14 protein-coding genes, 1 tRNA gene, 1 pseudogene and 1 other annotated feature are annotated in these 15,395 nt (G+C 48.7%); of the genes and pseudogenes, 4 read left to right on the top strand and 12 right to left on the bottom strand.

Features of this window, described 5'->3' with window-relative positions:
* The first annotated feature begins 6 nt into the window (after window positions 1–6).
* Together JQN59_RS21360 and JQN59_RS21355 are read left to right on the top strand one after the other, a co-directional pair.
* A protein-coding gene (locus tag JQN59_RS21360) for an IS3 family transposase (RefSeq protein WP_162838707.1) occupies window positions 7–1,247 on the top strand; the annotation gives its coding sequence in 2 pieces (ribosomal slippage) (window positions 7–322 and window positions 322–1,247; 1,242 coding nt in all).
* Window positions 315–431 (top strand) — a sequence feature (AL1L pseudoknot). Its footprint overlaps the gene before it by 117 nt.
* Window positions 1,248–1,293: 46 nt before the next feature.
* A pseudogene (locus JQN59_RS21355) lies at window positions 1,294–1,521 on the top strand (transposase domain-containing protein); the annotation flags it as partial.
* 177 nt (window positions 1,522–1,698) lie between these two features.
* Here JQN59_RS21355 and JQN59_RS27040 read toward each other — a convergent pair.
* From JQN59_RS27040 to JQN59_RS21335, 5 genes are all read right to left on the bottom strand, one after another.
* On the bottom strand, window positions 1,699–2,553 hold the full coding sequence (locus JQN59_RS27040) for a DUF3732 domain-containing protein (RefSeq protein WP_227393015.1): 855 nt from the start codon (window positions 2,551–2,553) through the stop codon (window positions 1,699–1,701).
* Window positions 2,554–2,640: 87 nt separating this feature from the next.
* Entirely contained in the window at window positions 2,641–3,660 is a 1,020-nt protein-coding gene (locus JQN59_RS27035) for a hypothetical protein (protein ID WP_239484206.1), read from the bottom strand.
* Window positions 3,657–4,145: a three component ABC system middle component gene (locus tag JQN59_RS21345; protein WP_016154417.1), complete on the bottom strand. Its 489-nt coding sequence runs from the start codon at window positions 4,143–4,145 to the stop codon at window positions 3,657–3,659. The genes JQN59_RS27035 and JQN59_RS21345 overlap by 4 nt, the downstream gene beginning before the upstream one ends.
* Window positions 4,142–5,365 carry an ABC-three component system protein gene (locus JQN59_RS21340; RefSeq protein ID WP_016154416.1) on the bottom strand — a complete coding sequence of 408 codons (1,224 nt, stop codon included), beginning with the start codon at window positions 5,363–5,365 and terminating at the stop codon, window positions 4,142–4,144. The genes JQN59_RS21345 and JQN59_RS21340 overlap by 4 nt, the downstream gene beginning before the upstream one ends.
* 567 nt (window positions 5,366–5,932) lie before the next feature.
* Window positions 5,933–6,955 (bottom strand): IS110 family transposase, encoded by a 1,023-nt coding sequence (locus tag JQN59_RS21335; RefSeq protein ID WP_016154415.1) that lies wholly within the window; start codon window positions 6,953–6,955, stop codon window positions 5,933–5,935.
* Window positions 6,956–7,097: 142 nt separating this feature from the next.
* On the opposite strand from JQN59_RS21335, the gene JQN59_RS27030 reads away from it, so the two are divergent.
* The gene (locus tag JQN59_RS27030; RefSeq protein WP_223822565.1) at window positions 7,098–7,313 is read left to right on the top strand and encodes a DeoR family transcriptional regulator; all 216 of its coding nucleotides are present in this window, start codon (window positions 7,098–7,100) and stop codon (window positions 7,311–7,313) included.
* Between the two features lie 43 nt (window positions 7,314–7,356).
* On the opposite strand, the gene JQN59_RS21325 is transcribed toward JQN59_RS27030, so the two are convergent.
* From JQN59_RS21325 to aspA, 7 genes are all read right to left on the bottom strand, one after another.
* A complete protein-coding gene (locus JQN59_RS21325; RefSeq protein ID WP_016154414.1) occupies window positions 7,357–8,547 on the bottom strand; it encodes a tyrosine-type recombinase/integrase in 1,191 nt (396 codons plus the stop codon).
* A gap of 175 nt (window positions 8,548–8,722) precedes the next feature.
* Window positions 8,723–8,798: transfer RNA gene (locus JQN59_RS21320), tRNA-Phe, on the bottom strand.
* A gap of 152 nt (window positions 8,799–8,950) precedes the next feature.
* Window positions 8,951–9,526, bottom strand: a complete 576-nt coding sequence (locus JQN59_RS21315; RefSeq protein WP_008785982.1) for a transcriptional regulator — start codon at window positions 9,524–9,526, stop codon at window positions 8,951–8,953.
* Between the two features lie 36 nt (window positions 9,527–9,562).
* On the bottom strand, window positions 9,563–11,272 hold the full coding sequence (locus JQN59_RS21310) for a protein-disulfide reductase DsbD (RefSeq protein WP_149607478.1): 1,710 nt from the start codon (window positions 11,270–11,272) through the stop codon (window positions 9,563–9,565).
* Window positions 11,248–11,595 carry a divalent cation tolerance protein CutA gene (gene cutA, locus JQN59_RS21305; protein ID WP_003025447.1) on the bottom strand — a complete coding sequence of 116 codons (348 nt, stop codon included), beginning with the start codon at window positions 11,593–11,595 and terminating at the stop codon, window positions 11,248–11,250. The genes JQN59_RS21310 and cutA overlap by 25 nt, the downstream gene beginning before the upstream one ends.
* 128 nt (window positions 11,596–11,723) lie before the next feature.
* Window positions 11,724–13,025 (bottom strand): anaerobic C4-dicarboxylate transporter DcuA, encoded by a 1,302-nt coding sequence (dcuA, locus tag JQN59_RS21300; protein ID WP_003830670.1) that lies wholly within the window; start codon window positions 13,023–13,025, stop codon window positions 11,724–11,726.
* A gap of 115 nt (window positions 13,026–13,140) precedes the next feature.
* Complete coding sequence (aspA, locus tag JQN59_RS21295; RefSeq protein ID WP_048215096.1) at window positions 13,141–14,577, bottom strand: aspartate ammonia-lyase; 1,437 nt, start codon at window positions 14,575–14,577, stop codon at window positions 13,141–13,143.
* Window positions 14,578–14,915: 338 nt separating this feature from the next.
* Here aspA and JQN59_RS21290 point away from each other — a divergent pair, with 338 nt between their 5' ends.
* A complete protein-coding gene (locus tag JQN59_RS21290) occupies window positions 14,916–15,392 on the top strand; it encodes an FxsA family protein (protein ID WP_003025457.1) in 477 nt (158 codons plus the stop codon).
* Window positions 15,393–15,395: the final 3 nt, after the last annotated feature.

The following is a 15,395-nucleotide window of genomic DNA, read 5'->3' as shown; positions in this document are numbered from 1 at the left end:
TCCCTGATGAAATCAAAATCAGCTAATCGTTACCCGCCGGAATTACGTGAGCGCGCTGTCAGAATGCTCATTGAGCATCTTGATGAATATGACTCTGAACCGGATGCTATCCGTGCCATATCGTCAAAAATTGGTTGTCATTACGATACCCTGAAAGGCTGGCTACGCCAGCACAGAAATGACTTACGCGGTGGTATCAGCCCCGTCAGGACTGGTGATGGCGAGCTGACCAGTAACGAACGTCAACGTTTAAAAGAGCTGGAGAGGGAAAACCGGGAGTTGCGTCGCAGCAATGATATTCTGCGTCAGGCATCAGCCTATTTTGCTCAGGCGGAGCTCGACCGCCACTGGAAAAAATAATGCCACTGCTCGAACGTCTGAGTGGTGCCCACGGGGTCGGGCCGGTATGCCGCGAGCTGGATATTGCCCCGTCGACATATTACTGGCATCAGCAACGTCAGCAATCGCCGGAAAAACACAGCCTGCGCTCGCAGCGTGATGCGCTTCTGAAGGTGCAGATACAGCGGGTGTACGACGATAACTATGGCGTCTATGGAGCCCGCAAGGTCTGGCGTCAGTTACAGCGGGAGGGCATCGGCGTGGCCAGATGTACAGTGGTACGGTTGATGAAACTGATGGGGCTCGCAGGCGTGCTCCAGGGCAAAAAAGTCCGCACCACAACCAGTCGCAGAGATACCGCAGCACAGGACAGGGTAAACCGCCAGTTCGTAGCGGAATGTCCCAACCAGCTTTGGTGTGCAGATTTTACCTACGTCATCACCTGGCAGGGCTTCGCCTATGTGGCGTTCATTATCGACGTGTTCGCTGGCGTCATCGTGGGCTGGCGGGTCTCATCATCGATGGAAACGTCGTTCGTCCTGGATGCGCTGGAACAGGCACTGTGGTCACGGCGACCTTCGGGCACCATCCATCACAGCGACAAAGGCTCTCAGTATGTCTCGCTGGCCTACACGCAGCGGTTGCAGGATGCAGAGCTGCTGGCTTCCACGGGGAGTACCGGTGACTCGTATGATAACGCGATGGCGGAGAGTATCAACGGTCTGTACAAAGCGGAGGTCATCCACCGTCAGGCCTGGAAGAAGCGCTCAGAAGTGGAACTGGCTACGCTGGCATGGGGGGACTGGTACAACAATCGTCGGTTGCTGGAACGACTTGGTCACATCCCTCCGATAGAGGCAGAAAAAGCGTATTACGCTTCCATCGGGAACAAGGTTCTGGCAGCCTGAACTTCCGAACTTAACTCTCTCCAGGAAAACCGGGGCGGTTCAGTATGAAAACGCCCTCCGGGTGGTTGCGCTGGGGCGCCGTAACTACATGTTCTTCGGCTCTGATGGTGGTGGTGACAGTGCGGCAGTGATGTACAGCCTGATCGGTAGCTGCAAACTTAACGGCATCGAGCCGGAAGCCTGGCTGCGCCATGTGATCAGCGTCATCAACACCTGGCCCGCCAACCGCGTGAAAGAACTGCTGCCCTGGAACGTCACCCTCTCTGTAAACTAATTTTTACCCCACGTCCTTCACGGTGCGCTTACGGTCAGGCGGAGTTAAGGTATTGTAGAAGTGTTGATTTCGGCGGGCTTAGAATGCAAAAACGGACCACCATGGAGGTCCGTTGATATGAATTTGGTGCAAGACTCGCAATCGAACCAAAGATGCGGGGATTTTCAAAACTCGTGCTTAATTTGGTAATTCTGACGGTAAAGGCCAGTCTTCTGGTACCAGGGCAGGGGGCTTGGTCCAGGGAAGCTCGGTTAAAGCATCCTGGAACCACTGGTCGCGAAGATTTGCGTGCTCTGTCACGATAAGCTGGAAGCCTGGGACTTCTTCTTGTGTAAACTTCAGCAGTAACGCAAACAGTCTACGTACTGCTGCTAAGTCAGCATCAGCTTCCGTTTTCTGAACAGTACCATCAGCTTCCTGGTAAATTTTTTCAGAAGGGAAATAAACTTGGGTAGGCTGATCAATTAAAAGAAACTGAGGAATGGGGCAATTGTTCTTTGAAGCAAAGAGATGAAGGGCTAACAAGGCAGACAGGTGATAAGCGAGATGATTTTCGCCACCGCCAGTTCGACTCATTGGTACCGGACGATCTGTACGATCAAAGATAATAGTCATTTGGCTTAGATCAAACCGTGCAGGGAGCCCCTGAAATTCTGCATCAAAAGCCTGGATGTAGCGTGTAATCTGTGACGAAATGTTATTCAGAATAGATATGAGTCTTTCATGGCTGCTATCAGCTCCAAATTTCCTTTGTAGGTCTTCGACTTTGAGCTTTAGACGACGATTTTCTGCTTCATATGTGGCCAGTTCTGAGTTAGGTACAAGGTCTTCAAGGAACAAACTTATACGACCAATTACTCTTGCCGCAGCATTATTGCGTGTGCCTAATTGCTCAATAACTTCGTTTGCCGCGATTGCCGCAGCAAGCTCCACTTCTTTGGCTCTTATCGAACTTACAATGGTCTGAACCTCATCTTCTAGTTCAGTAAGATAAACATCCATTTTAGGGCGTTGGCCAGCCACAATGCTCATTTCAGCGTCGAGAGTTGTTAGTTCGCTCAGGAGTGCTTTAGCAATTGGAGATTCCAGTGCTAAATTTGCTTCACAGAATGGCCATTGTCATTCACCAGTTTCCGGATTTTTCGGTAGAGCCTTGATAGAAGATAATCGGTCTTGCTGCTCTAAAACTTCGTTTTCAAAATTACCTGATTGCTTGGCATACATCCGAGCAGAATCAATTCGGGACTGGGTCTGACGTCTGTCTTGTCGTAAACCAGCAATTTCATTTTCAAGAATGGATATTCTATGTCCATCGTCTTCAGGTAGGGGGGACGGAATCCATTGCATTGCAGAACGCAAAACATCAATTACTTCGTCAGTTCCGATTCTCTCTTTGTCTTGTGTGATGATACCCACGGCTCTGGCTTCAGATAAAAGCCCAGAACCTTTTAGCAGTGATGTATCGATTGTATCGCGAGCTTGTTCAAGACGTTTGGCGTTGATTTTCAGATCTCGTTGTGCTGTTCGGAGTTTGGCCTCAAGTTCATAGCGATCATTTGATGAAATACCTAAAAGAATCGGTAATGTGTCGCGAATAGCTTGTGGCTGAAATGCCTCATTTTGTCGATAAAAAAGTTGATCTTTATTTGCTACAAGGCCCTGCTTTTGGAAAAGGTAATAAAAAGTATGCTTGATGTTTGCTTCAAAGCTTTCTCTGCTGTGCCCAATTGCCACGTCTGTACGGTTCTCGCGGATGTCAAGTAATCGTGACAACAGTGCGACTACAGAATCATCATCGGTGTTAACCGAGAGGTCTTTGAAATTTGGTGCGGTCAGTTCATTTCCTCGTCGCAGCATAACGGTGCCACAGCTTGTGGCTCCTGCATTTGGTGTTGGTTTCGCGATTAGTACTTGTTCCTGTGAAAATTGATAAATGACTGCGAACCATGACACTTTATCGCGAATAATACCTTCTGGTACGTTAAAAGTAGATCGACCCATACAGTATTCAATGATCTCAGAAAGAGCTGATTTACCGGTTGAGGAACGGCCAGTAATGACATTTAAACCATTAACCTTAAATTGCAGGTCCCGACGTTGGCCATCATGGCTGTAGACATGAATCGACTTAATTTTCATGGGCGTATTCCAAAGGTCGTGTACACCGTAACGCGATCTGCAATACGGGCAAATTCTTTTCCTATATAGCGCGCGACACGCTGGCATGAGATTGATTCTTCAGTCCCTATGACCGATTTGCGAACTTTATTAGGTATTGTTTTCAATCGGCCGTCTTGCGTTACGACAAAACATCCTCGTTCCATGAGCACTCCAAAAGCTTCAAGCGTAAATGGCAGCATATTATTGACGCGGTTAGCAAAATTAATGAGTAATTTGGGATTGTTTTCTATAGTTTTCAAAAGGTAGCGGCGAGGATTTTCAGCAAACACTTGGCGAGAATCTTTTTGCAGACATAATGGTAAAACTAAAAGAGCGAGAGAAAATGGCATGCCCTGTGAGTTTTCCTCTTCGTAGCTCTGCATTGCTCTGAATAGTACAACACCACAAAATGCAGGATTGAAAAGATTCCTTATCTCGAATGGACGCTGATCCCATTGCTTCATGCTTGGGCTCCCAACAATTGCCCAATTCTATTTAGGAAGTGGGGATGCCAGAAAATTTTGGGTAGTGGTCTACTGTTCGCAAGGATGTGAAATCCTCCTCGAACTACATAAGGCTCAGTCACTCGTTCTCGGATTCGCAATGAGTGAATATTACCACTTTCAAGATCGGCCCATTGATACAATGCTTTTCCCGCAGTAATAAGTACTTCGTCAGCTGAATTTTCATCTAATTCTTCAAAAACTACGTCTTTATAGCGACTCCATTCATCAACAAGGCGGTCTTCATAATCTTCCATCTCTCCTGTTACCAAAAGGTTTTCACGCGCCCATGAAGAACGCTGCTCAAATGCTCGGTAGTAGTCGAGAATAGCGTTTCGGATACGATTAGAGGAAACCCCTATTTCACGGAGTTGCACAACAAAGAGCCTGGGATCATTCATCGCATCGATTTCTCCAACGGGAATTTTTCCTCTGAACGTAATCGGCAGATTGTCCGATTTGTACTCTTCAGAAAATGCTGCAAGTTTGTCGGAAATCTCATAACCAAAAATCGCCTCTTTACGTTTCCCTGTTAGCAGATCGACTATCGTGTTATTCCACCACCCTTCAAGTCGTTCAAAAATAGCGTCTCGGTTATCGCGTCTAATGATACGCATGTGTTGATTTTTGATAATTGTTGGGAGGTCTTCAATGCGAGGCCCGCCATCAAATATGATTATCCGTGATAAGAAGTCATCTTTTTGCTCATCAGTCAGTTTATTGAACTCATCGGCTATTGCCGTGATCAGTTTTGACTTGCTTCTAGCCAGAGCTGTGTTGGTGAGTTGAGTTATTGATACTGAATTATCGTCTTTTGTTGGCGGTTCGACTAAGAAGTGTTGCAGGAACGAGGAGTTTGAGATAGATCCGGTCGTAAACAAAAAGAAACGAAGATTTGCTTCGGTTTTACCATCACGATTATAGCGGTCAAGCCAGATGCGGACTGACTTCCAAAAATCGGTAGACAGGTCGGTTAGAGTATCCCCATCCCCTTTGTGTTTGAGCGATGCCAGTGTTTTGACACCATCAAAACTAACGAAGTCTAGGTCATCATCTTTTTCGATCAAAACAGATGTATCTTCTGGCCACTGAAGAAGCTTAAGTAGCGCAAAACGAGGCTGATAGATATACCCTAAGCCCTGTTCACCAGCAGCGTATTGATCGCTAGATACTCCGGTCATTTTAAGTCCCTGCGTCGATTGCGCTTTCAGCTGTACGGAAAATGGCTCATGAAAGCAACAAGTTACCATCCAATGTTTGGTGGTACGTATCACATCATCGATATTAGCTTAAAACAATACCACTGTGTTTCCTGCGTGAATAGAAAAAGTAAGTACTTGAGAATGCTAAATGTGAAGTGAATAGCCTTCCGTGCCGAGGTTTATCGTGCTGATGAGGCACTTTGTAACCTGAATGGAAAACGGCGTTCGGTCATGTGAAGGTTTTTGTTGTAAAAACGCTTCTTAATAGGGGGACCTATATGGTCTTCCCCCGTATTGCAAGAACGCAGTGACAATGAAAGTAACAGGTTTGCTTTCGTATATTCGGCCTGTTGATGAAGCTACTGCTTCTGGCCTTGATGAAACATTCGCGCATATCGTCCTTAACGCTTACACGGCCTTGATTAATTCTGGCCAAGCCCCGATCCCAGGTTTTCGATATGCAGGTTTGACCTGTTTTTCATCGTTTCTGCTTTCTACGCAATGCTGGAGTTAACGGTATAAATTACCCTGTTTCAACTTCTTATTTCATGCTACCGAAACCCGGTAAACTTCATTACGAGTGATAATAACCCAGACAATACGAATTAACTTATTTGCCAGGGCGACGACTGCCCTGTTAAATCCTCGTTTCTCCCGGACCAGGTTAACCCATGAGCTAAGTTGATCCGTTTTGCCTGCGGATCTGAACAAAACAGCTCGGGCACCATGTATCAGCATTGATCTGACGTAGCTGTTTCCACATTTGGTGATCCCCAGAAGAACCTGTTGCCCCCCTGTGCTGAATTGTCGTGGAACCAACCCAAGAGCCGCTGAAGCATCCCGACCTCTTTTAAACTGTTTTCCATCACCCATCCAGCTTTTCACTGCCAGACTAACCAGTGGACCAAAACCCGGAATAGAAAGTAGGCGCTGGCATACTGAATCCCCGGCGGCATTTTTTCGCTGTCGGTTGTCATACCATATGAGTTCATCATCCAGAGCCGCCAGCCGCTGATATTGCCGTTGTAACAGTTCACGCATCTGGGGCGTAAATCCATTCTCTGCATCTTCAAGCAACTCGGGTAATTTACGTCGAAGCTCAGTTGCGCCTTTACGCAAAACAATACCATACTCTGCCATTAACCCTCTGATATGGTTGATTAACTGCGTTCTTTCTTCAGAAACAAGTCGTCGCATTTTTAAAAAGGTTTGTTCATCCTGCTGAGATAGCGTTTTTACCGGAACTGGGCGAATTGTTCCGTGCCAGCAGGCTTCGGCAATGGCCTGAGCATCGTTATAGTCGTTTTTCTGGCGACGCTGATAAGCCCTGACGTGCTGAGCGGGTAGCATCACAACATCATGCCCCGTCTTTTGAATTTCTCTGGCCCAGTGATGAGAAGCACCACATGCCTCCATGGCGACAATCATCCTGGACTGTGTCGTAAACCAGCCAATCAACTTTTCACGAGAGAGCTTAATCCTTCCACCAGGCTTCCCTTCCGGTGAAAGGCTGAAAAGATAAAAATTTGTTTTCGCAAGATCAATTCCAATAATGTTCAGCCTTGACATGGTTTCTCACCCTTTCAACGCTGATTGAATTACCACCATCATGACGGTATTGAGAGTCGCCGTGAAGGAGGGGGTAGACCATCTCATCGCTTACGTTGCTGATGAAGACATTACAAACATCGCGGTGTATTAATCAACGGGGATCAGGTCAACCCGCCTCAACAATGGCGAGTCACTGACCGTCAGGAGCCTTGCTGACGAATTTAGCATTTGCGAAAAAACAATACGGCGTGATCTGACCGAACGTCTTGCTTACCTGAACTTGCTCCGACAGGGAAAGCAGTACTGGATCGCTTCACGTTTAAGTCCATACAGCGCGGTAAATATGCCAGAAGGTTATAGAACAAACAAAAAATAAAAGAATTACGTTCCCCGCACCTTCAGGTGCGGGTGAACAACCACTAACTTTTTGTCGATGAACTGAGAAGATTGTCAATATAATCAGCGTACCACTGCATCATTTCTCGTCTTCCATCCAGATACTGTGCATGGTTATATGTGCCGCGAATGCTGTTTTTATCCACGTGAGCGAGCTGCATCTCGATCCAGACTGTATTAAACCCCTGCTCATGCAAAATGGTGCTCATAGTGTGGCGAAAGCCGTGTCCGGTAGCTTTACCATCGTAGCCGATACGTTTGATAACCATGTTGATACTGGCTTCACTCATCGGTTTGTTGATGTTGCAGCGCCCTGGAAACACGAGTTGATACTGACCGGTATAAGTGCGGAGTTCCAGCAGGATCGACAGAACCTGGTCTGACAAAGGCACCAGATGTTTGCGGCGCTTTTTCATCCGGCTTTCGGGGATTGTCCACAATGCATTCTCCAGATCAAACTCTTGCCATTCTGCAGCGCGAAGTTCAATCGTACGAACCCCCGTCAGTAGCAGCAGACTGGTTGCCATACGCGTAATGCAACTGCCATGGTAATTAGCCAGACTGGCAAGGAACGCGGGTAACTCGGATGCCTGTAGGTGAGGGAAGTGCTCGGTCTTTGGTGCGGTCAGAGTACCGGTCAGTTCCGCAGCTGGATTAATCGTCGCACGCCCTGTTGCTATGGCGTAACGGAAGATCTGATTGCAGTACTGCCGGACCTTACGTAATTTTTCCAGCGAACCGCGTTTTTCAATCAGCCGTAAAACTTCCAGCATCTCCAGAGGCAGGATCTCAGCGACAGGGCGTTTGCCCACATACGGGAAAATATCCTTCTCCAGCGCCTCCTGAACGCTTTCTGCGTAGCTTTCCGACCATGAGATACACTTATGCTTATGCCACTCCATGGCGAGTGCCCTGAAGGTATTTACGACGGATATTTTTTTGGCGAGTTTTTCGAGCTGCTTTTTCTCACTCGGATCGCCGCCATCAGCAATCACTTTTCTGGCTTCATCGCGTTTTACACGCGCGTCAGCCAGAGAGATTTCAGGATAAACACCGATAGATAACTTTTTCTCTTTACCGGCGATACGGTATTTCATACGCCAGTAGCGTTTTCCGGTGGTGGTTACCAGGAGAAAAAGGCCACGTTCGTCAGAGAGTTTATAGTCCTTCTCTTTAGGCTTGGCGGTCTCGACCTGCCGGGCTGTCAGTGCCATATGGGGGCCTCAATTTTCATTGAACACAAAGAGCCCCCTGAAAAGCCCCCGGATGCAACTTGATTTAGAGAGAATCGAGTTGAGGTCAGTGGAGTTCGTAATGTTGGAAAGTGGCGTATAGCAGTGATTATACTTGAGTTTTGTGATGTTTGGGAGACGTACATTGAAGTGAAAGTGGTGCCCGGACTCGGAATCGAACCAAGGACACGGGGATTTTCAATCCCCTGCTCTACCGACTGAGCTATCCGGGCAACGGGGCGCATTAAACCGTATTCACGTCTGTCAGTCAATCAAATTTCTGGAAACATTGTTCAACCGCTTAATATTGCGGCAATCTGCATGGTTATGCCTGAAGTTTGCACAAAACTATCCGGCAGAGGCGACGAAAACAGATAATGCTCGCTTAGGTCAGCGCACCGCCCATTCGGCACTGGGCAAAGCGCAGGATATCTTCAGCCAGGCGGTGTGCCGTTTCGACATCAGCATGACTACGATTAACCAGCATGCGGCTTAGGCAGCCTTCCAGCACCAGTTCCATCTGTTTGGCGACCATTGCCGGGTCGTCAACTTCCAGCGTCGTCAGCAGCTCATGGGTGAAGTCATGTGCCGCCTTTTTTTGCTGATCGGCTAACTGATGGATCGGATGCCCGGGATCGGGGTAAAACGTACAAGCGGCGATGAACAGACAGCCGGGATAGCGATTATTGCTCACGCATTCGGACAGCGCAGTGTAGCGCGCCAGTAATTTCTGCTCAGCGCTCAGCGTGTCATCCAGCAAAAGCTGACGCCGCCAGATATCCACCCGCTGGCTGAGGTAGCGTAGCGCATCGTACAGAATGGCCTCTTTATCGGGCCAAAAGCGCTGCAGTTCATCCAGAGGATAATCGATGCGTTCGGCCACCATTTCCAGCGTGGTATTGGCTATCCCTTGCACCTCAAGTAATTTCAGGGCTTCTCCCAGGACATCTTCACGTTGCACGGTATTCTCCTCCGTATTTCCTGTTGCAAGTGTCGCTCACGGTTGGCGATCGCGCAAATGTGCGCTGAAGGTCGCGGCATCCATAAAGCCCGTAACCCGAGCTTCCGGGTGCTCTTTCCCCTCGGCATCAAAGAACAAGATAGTCGGCAAACCTAAAACCTGTAGATGTTTCAGGAGAGCGACATCCTGGGCATTGTTTGCTGTCACATCCGCCTGCAATAGCACCGTGTTGCCTAGCGCTTGCTGAACCTGCGGATTACTGAACGTGTACTTTTCAAATTCCTTACAGGCTACACACCAGTCGGCATACAGATCCAGCATGACTGGCCTGCCTTTAGCTTGCGCCAGTGCTTGATTTAACGCATCTACCGATGCCACCGGTGTGAAGTTAAGATGTGCCTGGGTTTGAGCATGTGGCGCGCCGAACGCCCAGTCTTGCAATGGACGTACACTGACAAGCGCTGCGGCTAACAGGACAATCTGCACGATGCGCATCCAGGCGTGCTTTGCCTGCAGGCTGGTGATGAACGCCCAGCCAAAGAACGCGACGCCTAGCAGTGACCATAAGCGAACGCCCCACTCGTCGCCAACGATACGTTCGAGTAAGAAGACGGGAAGCGCCAGAATGACAAAGCCAAAAGCGGTTTTGACATGTTCCATCCATGGGCCACTTTTAGGCAGCAGGCGGTTGCCAAATACGGTAATCAGCATCAGGGGTAATCCCATCCCCAACGCATACAGATACAGTGTGCCGCCTCCCAGCCACATGTTCCCGCTCTGAGCGATATACAGCAAAATCGCGCTTAGCGGGGCCGTTGTGCAAGGAGAACAGATGAGGCCAGCAATCGCCCCCATCGCAAAGACGCTGCCGGGAGATCCGCCTTGCTGGCGGTTACTCATTAGCGTGAGACGCGTTTGCAGTGATGAAGGCAATTGCAGCGTGAACAAGCCAAACATCGACAGAGCCAGCAGCGTAAAGATGACGGCAAGGCCAATCAGGACGTAGGGATGCTGAAGCGCAGCCTGAAACTGCAAACCGGCGGCTGCAACAACCAAACCCAGCGCGGTATAGGTGAGCGCCATACCTTGAACGTAGATAAACGTCAGCAGCAGTGCCCGTCCGGTTGATAAGCGTTGCTTGCCACCCAGTACGATACCGGAAATCAACGGATACATCGGCAATACGCAAGGCGTAAACGCGATACCAATTCCGATCAGCAATGCCCACAGCGCGGAGAAGGGGAGTTGGGCCGTGGGCTGCGGTTTTTCTTGCGGATCTGCAGTGGCTGGGGCTGGTGCAGGGGCCGCCGCGGAACCAGAAGACACTTCACTTAATGGCACCGTTTTTGTTTCTGGTGGATAGCAAAATCCAGCGTCGGCGCAGCCCTGGTATGTGATCGTTAATGTTGCGCCAGACTTAGCCTGATTGACCGTGATCGGGACAGTCAGCTGTTTACGGTAAATCTCACTTTTGCCGTAAAACTCATCTTCATGCCAGACGCCTGGCGGCAGTTTTACCTCAGCAATATTGGCCTGAGATGGCGTAATGCTTATCTGTTTGCGATACAGATAGTAGCCATCTTTAACCTGCCATGTGAGGTTCAGATCGTGTTGGTTTTGCTGAAAATCAAAAACAAACGCCCGATCGGCAGGAACAAACTGCGAGCGGCCAGGCGCGTCAAATAATCCGGCAAAGGTAGATGTGCTGCACAGCAGCAGGATCAGCGTAAGGATGCGTTGAGCCATGAGCGGTAATCAAAGTCTCCGTGAGTGACGGGTAAAACCAGAAGTTCAGGTGTTTGATATGGATGATGTGACTTCAGGCAATCGAGAAGGGCTTGCTGGTGTGTGACGGTGGTTTTTAAAATCATCTGGACTTCATATTCCTGTTCCAGTTTGCCTTCCCAATAGTAGAGGGAGGTCGCACCGGGTAGCAGGGTCACGCAAGCAGCCAGCTTTTCCGCCAGCACTTTGGCGGCGAGATCCTGGGCGGTTGCTTCATCCGGGGCGGTACAGAGCACCACAACGGTATCGGGGATGGAAATATCCTGACTCTTTACATCAAGCATAAACACCTCGAAAGAACAGAGTAACCAGCAAAAGAATGGTCACTATACAACGGACGAGGGAAGGATGTTAGTTAAAGCGGGGTGGGGAGGAGGAACTGCAGGGCGCCCAGGCACCCTGCAGGAAAAACTTACAGCATGAAGCTGCCCAGCAAGAAGCCGAAGCAGACAGCCAGAACCACACCCAGAGTACCCGGGATGAAGAACGGATGGTTAAAGACGAATTTACCAATGCGAGTTGTACCGGTGTCATCCATCTGAACTGCCGCAACCAGAGTTGGGTAGGTTGGCAGAATGAATAGGCCAGAAACCGCGGCGAAAGACGCAACAGCAGTCAGTGGGGAAACGTTCAGAGCCAGAGCCATCGGCATCAGTGCTTTAGCGGTTGCAGCCTGAGAGTACAGCAGTGCAGAAGCAAAGAAGAAGATGACAGCCAGCAGCCACGGATGACCCTGAATTACGCTACCTGCAGTATCTTTGATCCAGTCAATGTTGTGAGATACGAAGGTATCACCCAGCCATGCAACACCCAGGATACAAATACAGGCGCTCATACCGGCTTTGAAAGTGCTGGAGTTCAGGATGGAGTCAGTTTCAACGCGGCAGATGATCGTGGTCAGCGTCGCGATGCTCAGCATGATGATCAGGATTGCGTTGGTGGTGTTCATCAGCGGCTTAGCGACCAGACCGAGGCTTGGGCTGTTGACGATCGCATATACGACGACACAAACCACGCCCAGCAGGAACAACCAAACAGAAGTTTTTGCGCCCGCTTTGATTTCAACTTGTCTTTCACCACGCAGTTCAACCAGGCCTTCTTCCAGACGCTTACGATAAATCGGATCGTCAGACAGTTTGGAGTTGAACAGCGCAGTTACCAGGAAGGACATGACCAGTACAGCCAGCAGGGTGGACGGAATGACCACGGACAGCAGGTGAATGTAGCTGATGCCATGACCTTCCATTACGGAAGACATGTAAACCACGGCTGCGGAGATTGGAGAAGCCGTAATCGCAATCTGTGCAGAAACCACTGCAGTAGAGAGCGGACGGCAAGGTTTGATCCCTTGTTCTTTCGCAACTTCAGCGATAACTGGCAGCGTTGCCAGAGAGATGTTGCCGGTACCTGCGAAGATAGTCAGGAAATAGGTCACGATAGGTGCAAGGATCGTGATGTATTTCGGGTTTTTACGCAGCAGTTTTTCAGTTTGATGAACCAGATAGTCCAGACCACCTGCAATCTGCATAGCTGAAATGGCAGCGATAACCGCCATGATGATGGAAATAACATCGAACGGGATATTACCGGGTTTTACGCCGATAGCGGCGAGAACCAGAACACCCAGCCCACCTGCAAATCCAATACCGATACCCCCAAGTCTGGCACCTAAAAAGATTGCCAGCAAAACGATGATAAGTTCTAAAACTATCATATTAGCCTTCCTTGTTGTTTAACAAGTTGATATTAAATTGTTGTTTTTAAGTAACTTCGAGTAAGAAAAAAGGCACGTCATCATGACGTGCCTTCTCCGGTACTACCCTACACGATTACTGTTCGCTTTCATCAGTATAACGTTTTGCTTTATAAGCAGGGTGCATCAGGTTCTGTGCAGAGAAGATATCGTCCAGTTCAGACTCGGTCAACAGACCGCGCTCCAGGACAACTTCACGTACGCTCTTACCGGTTTCGGCACAAATTTTACCGACGATGTCGCCGTTGTGGTGACCAATGAACGGGTTGAGGTAAGTAACGATGCCGATGGAGTTGAATACAAACGCTTCACAGACTTCTTTGTTAGCAGTGATACCACTAACGCATTTTTCCAGCAGGTTGTAGCAAGCATTGCTCAGAATGTGAATGGATTCAAACATTGCCTGACCAATGACCGGCTCCATTACGTTCAGCTGCAGCTGACCAGCTTCAGATGCCATGGTTACAGTGATGTCGTTACCGATGACTTTGAAGCACACCTGGTTTACGACTTCCGGAACAACCGGGTTCACTTTAGCTGGCATGATAGAAGAACCAGCTTGCAGTTCCGGCAGGTTGATCTCGTTCAGACCCGCACGCGGACCAGAGGAGAGCAAACGCAGGTCGTTACAGATTTTGGACATCTTCACAGCCAGACGTTTCAGTGCGCCGTGCACCATAACGTATGCGCCACAGTCAGAAGTTGCTTCAATCAGGTCTTCTGCAGGAACACAGGCGAAGCCGGTGACTTCAGCCAGTTTCTGTACTGCCAGCGGAGAGTACTCTTTCGGCGTGTTCAGACCAGTACCGATTGCTGTCGCGCCGAGGTTAACTTCCAGCAGCAGCTCAGCGGTACGGCTAATGTTTTTCACTTCTTCTTTCAACAGTACGCTAAAAGCATGGAATTCCTGACCGAGGGTCATCGGTACAGCATCCTGCAGCTGGGTACGACCCATTTTCAGGATGTCCTGGAATTCAACAGCTTTTTTCTCGAAGCCTTCGCGCAGCTGGTTCAGTGCATCAATCAGTTTGATGATGGATGCGTATACAGCGATACGGAAGCCAGTTGGGTATGCGTCGTTGGTAGACTGACATTTGTTAACGTGGTCGTTCGGGTTCAGGTACTGATATTCACCTTTCTGGTGACCCATCAGTTCCAGACCGATATTGGCCAGAACTTCGTTGGTGTTCATGTTGACGGAGGTACCCGCACCACCCTGGTAAACGTCTACCGGGAACTGATCCATGCATTTTCCGTTATTCAGGACTTCATCACACGCCGCGATGATGGCATTTGCCACACTCTTAGGAATGGTTTGCAGCTCTTTGTTGGCCATAGCCGCTGCCTTTTTAACCATTACCATACCGCGAACAAATTCAGGAATATCGCTGATTTTGTTGTTGCTAATGTAGAAGTTTTCAATCGCTCTCAGAGTGTGGACACCGTAGTAGGCGTCCGCTGGAACTTCCCTGGTACCCAACAAGTCTTCTTCGATACGAATGTTGTTTAACATGTGAACCTTCTTTTTCAAGCTGCCAATGATTTGACTAAACACACAGGATATATGTGATTTCGATTGTTTCTCGACCGACGATTATCCCCTGCATCGGTCTGATACCCGAGATCATATGCTGGTTCAGGATTTCTACCGTAATCTGGATCACTTAAAGCGTGGAATTTACCCCTTATTTATTATTCTGTGAAATGGATCACCCCTTTGTGATTAACCCCAAATATTAGTGTACAAGCCACTTGAAATTTTGCTAACCACCACAATATCAAATCGATGCGATTAACATAATTTTTCGAACAGAAGTTGAACAAAACGGCTGTTATTAACAGGAGATCCCTTTGCGCTGGATACCATTACTTGCCATTTTTCTCTATGTTTACATAGAGATATCTATTTTTATTCAGGTTGCCCATGTGATGGGCGTCCTGATGACGCTGATTTTGGTTATTTTTACATCGGTTATCGGTATGTCTCTGGTTCGTAATCAGGGATTTAAGAACTTTTTACTGATGCAACAGAAAATGGCGGCAGGTGAAAGTCCGGCTGCAGAAATGATCAAAAGCGTATCGCTGATTATTGCCGGTCTGCTGTTGGTGCTGCCCGGATTTTTCACCGATTTCCTCGGTCTTCTTCTTTTATTACCCCCGGTGCAAAAACATCTGACGATGAAACTGCTGCCACATTTGCGTTTTTCGCGTATGCCTGGCGGTGGTTTTAGCGCCGGAACGGGTGGCGGTGAGACTTTTGATGGTGAATTTCAGCGCAAGGATGACAAGCGCGACAGCATCGAACATAAAGACGATCGTCGGGATTAAGCA

Origin of the sequence: Citrobacter sp. B72 (assembly GCF_016894305.1) — a bacterium.
Classification (GTDB): Bacteria; Pseudomonadota; Gammaproteobacteria; order Enterobacterales; family Enterobacteriaceae; genus Citrobacter; species Citrobacter portucalensis.
This window is presented reverse-complemented; position numbering and strand designations above follow the sequence as displayed.

What these genes read in the sequence shown, in the direction of transcription:
- cutA (WP_003025447.1), bottom strand. Translation starts at nt 11,595, where the DNA reads ATGCTTGATGTAAAGAGTCAGGATATTTCCATCCCCGATACCGTTGTG.
- dcuA (WP_003830670.1), bottom strand. Translation starts at nt 13,025, where the DNA reads ATGATAGTTTTAGAACTTATCATCGTTTTGCTGGCAATCTTTTTAGGT.
- JQN59_RS21310 (WP_149607478.1), bottom strand. Translation starts at nt 11,272, where the DNA reads ATGGCTCAACGCATCCTTACGCTGATCCTGCTGCTGTGCAGCACATCT.
- JQN59_RS21345 (WP_016154417.1), bottom strand. Translation starts at nt 4,145, where the DNA reads ATGAAGCAATGGGATCAGCGTCCATTCGAGATAAGGAATCTTTTCAAT.
- aspA (WP_048215096.1), bottom strand. Translation starts at nt 14,577, where the DNA reads ATGTTAAACAACATTCGTATCGAAGAAGACTTGTTGGGTACCAGGGAA.
- JQN59_RS21335 (WP_016154415.1), bottom strand. Translation starts at nt 6,955, where the DNA reads ATGTCAAGGCTGAACATTATTGGAATTGATCTTGCGAAAACAAATTTT.
- JQN59_RS21325 (WP_016154414.1), bottom strand. Translation starts at nt 8,547, where the DNA reads ATGGCACTGACAGCCCGGCAGGTCGAGACCGCCAAGCCTAAAGAGAAG.
- JQN59_RS27040 (WP_227393015.1), bottom strand. Translation starts at nt 2,553, where the DNA reads ATGAGCATTGTGGCTGGCCAACGCCCTAAAATGGATGTTTATCTTACT.
- JQN59_RS21340 (WP_016154416.1), bottom strand. Translation starts at nt 5,365, where the DNA reads ATGACCGGAGTATCTAGCGATCAATACGCTGCTGGTGAACAGGGCTTA.
- JQN59_RS27035 (WP_239484206.1), bottom strand. Translation starts at nt 3,660, where the DNA reads ATGAAAATTAAGTCGATTCATGTCTACAGCCATGATGGCCAACGTCGG.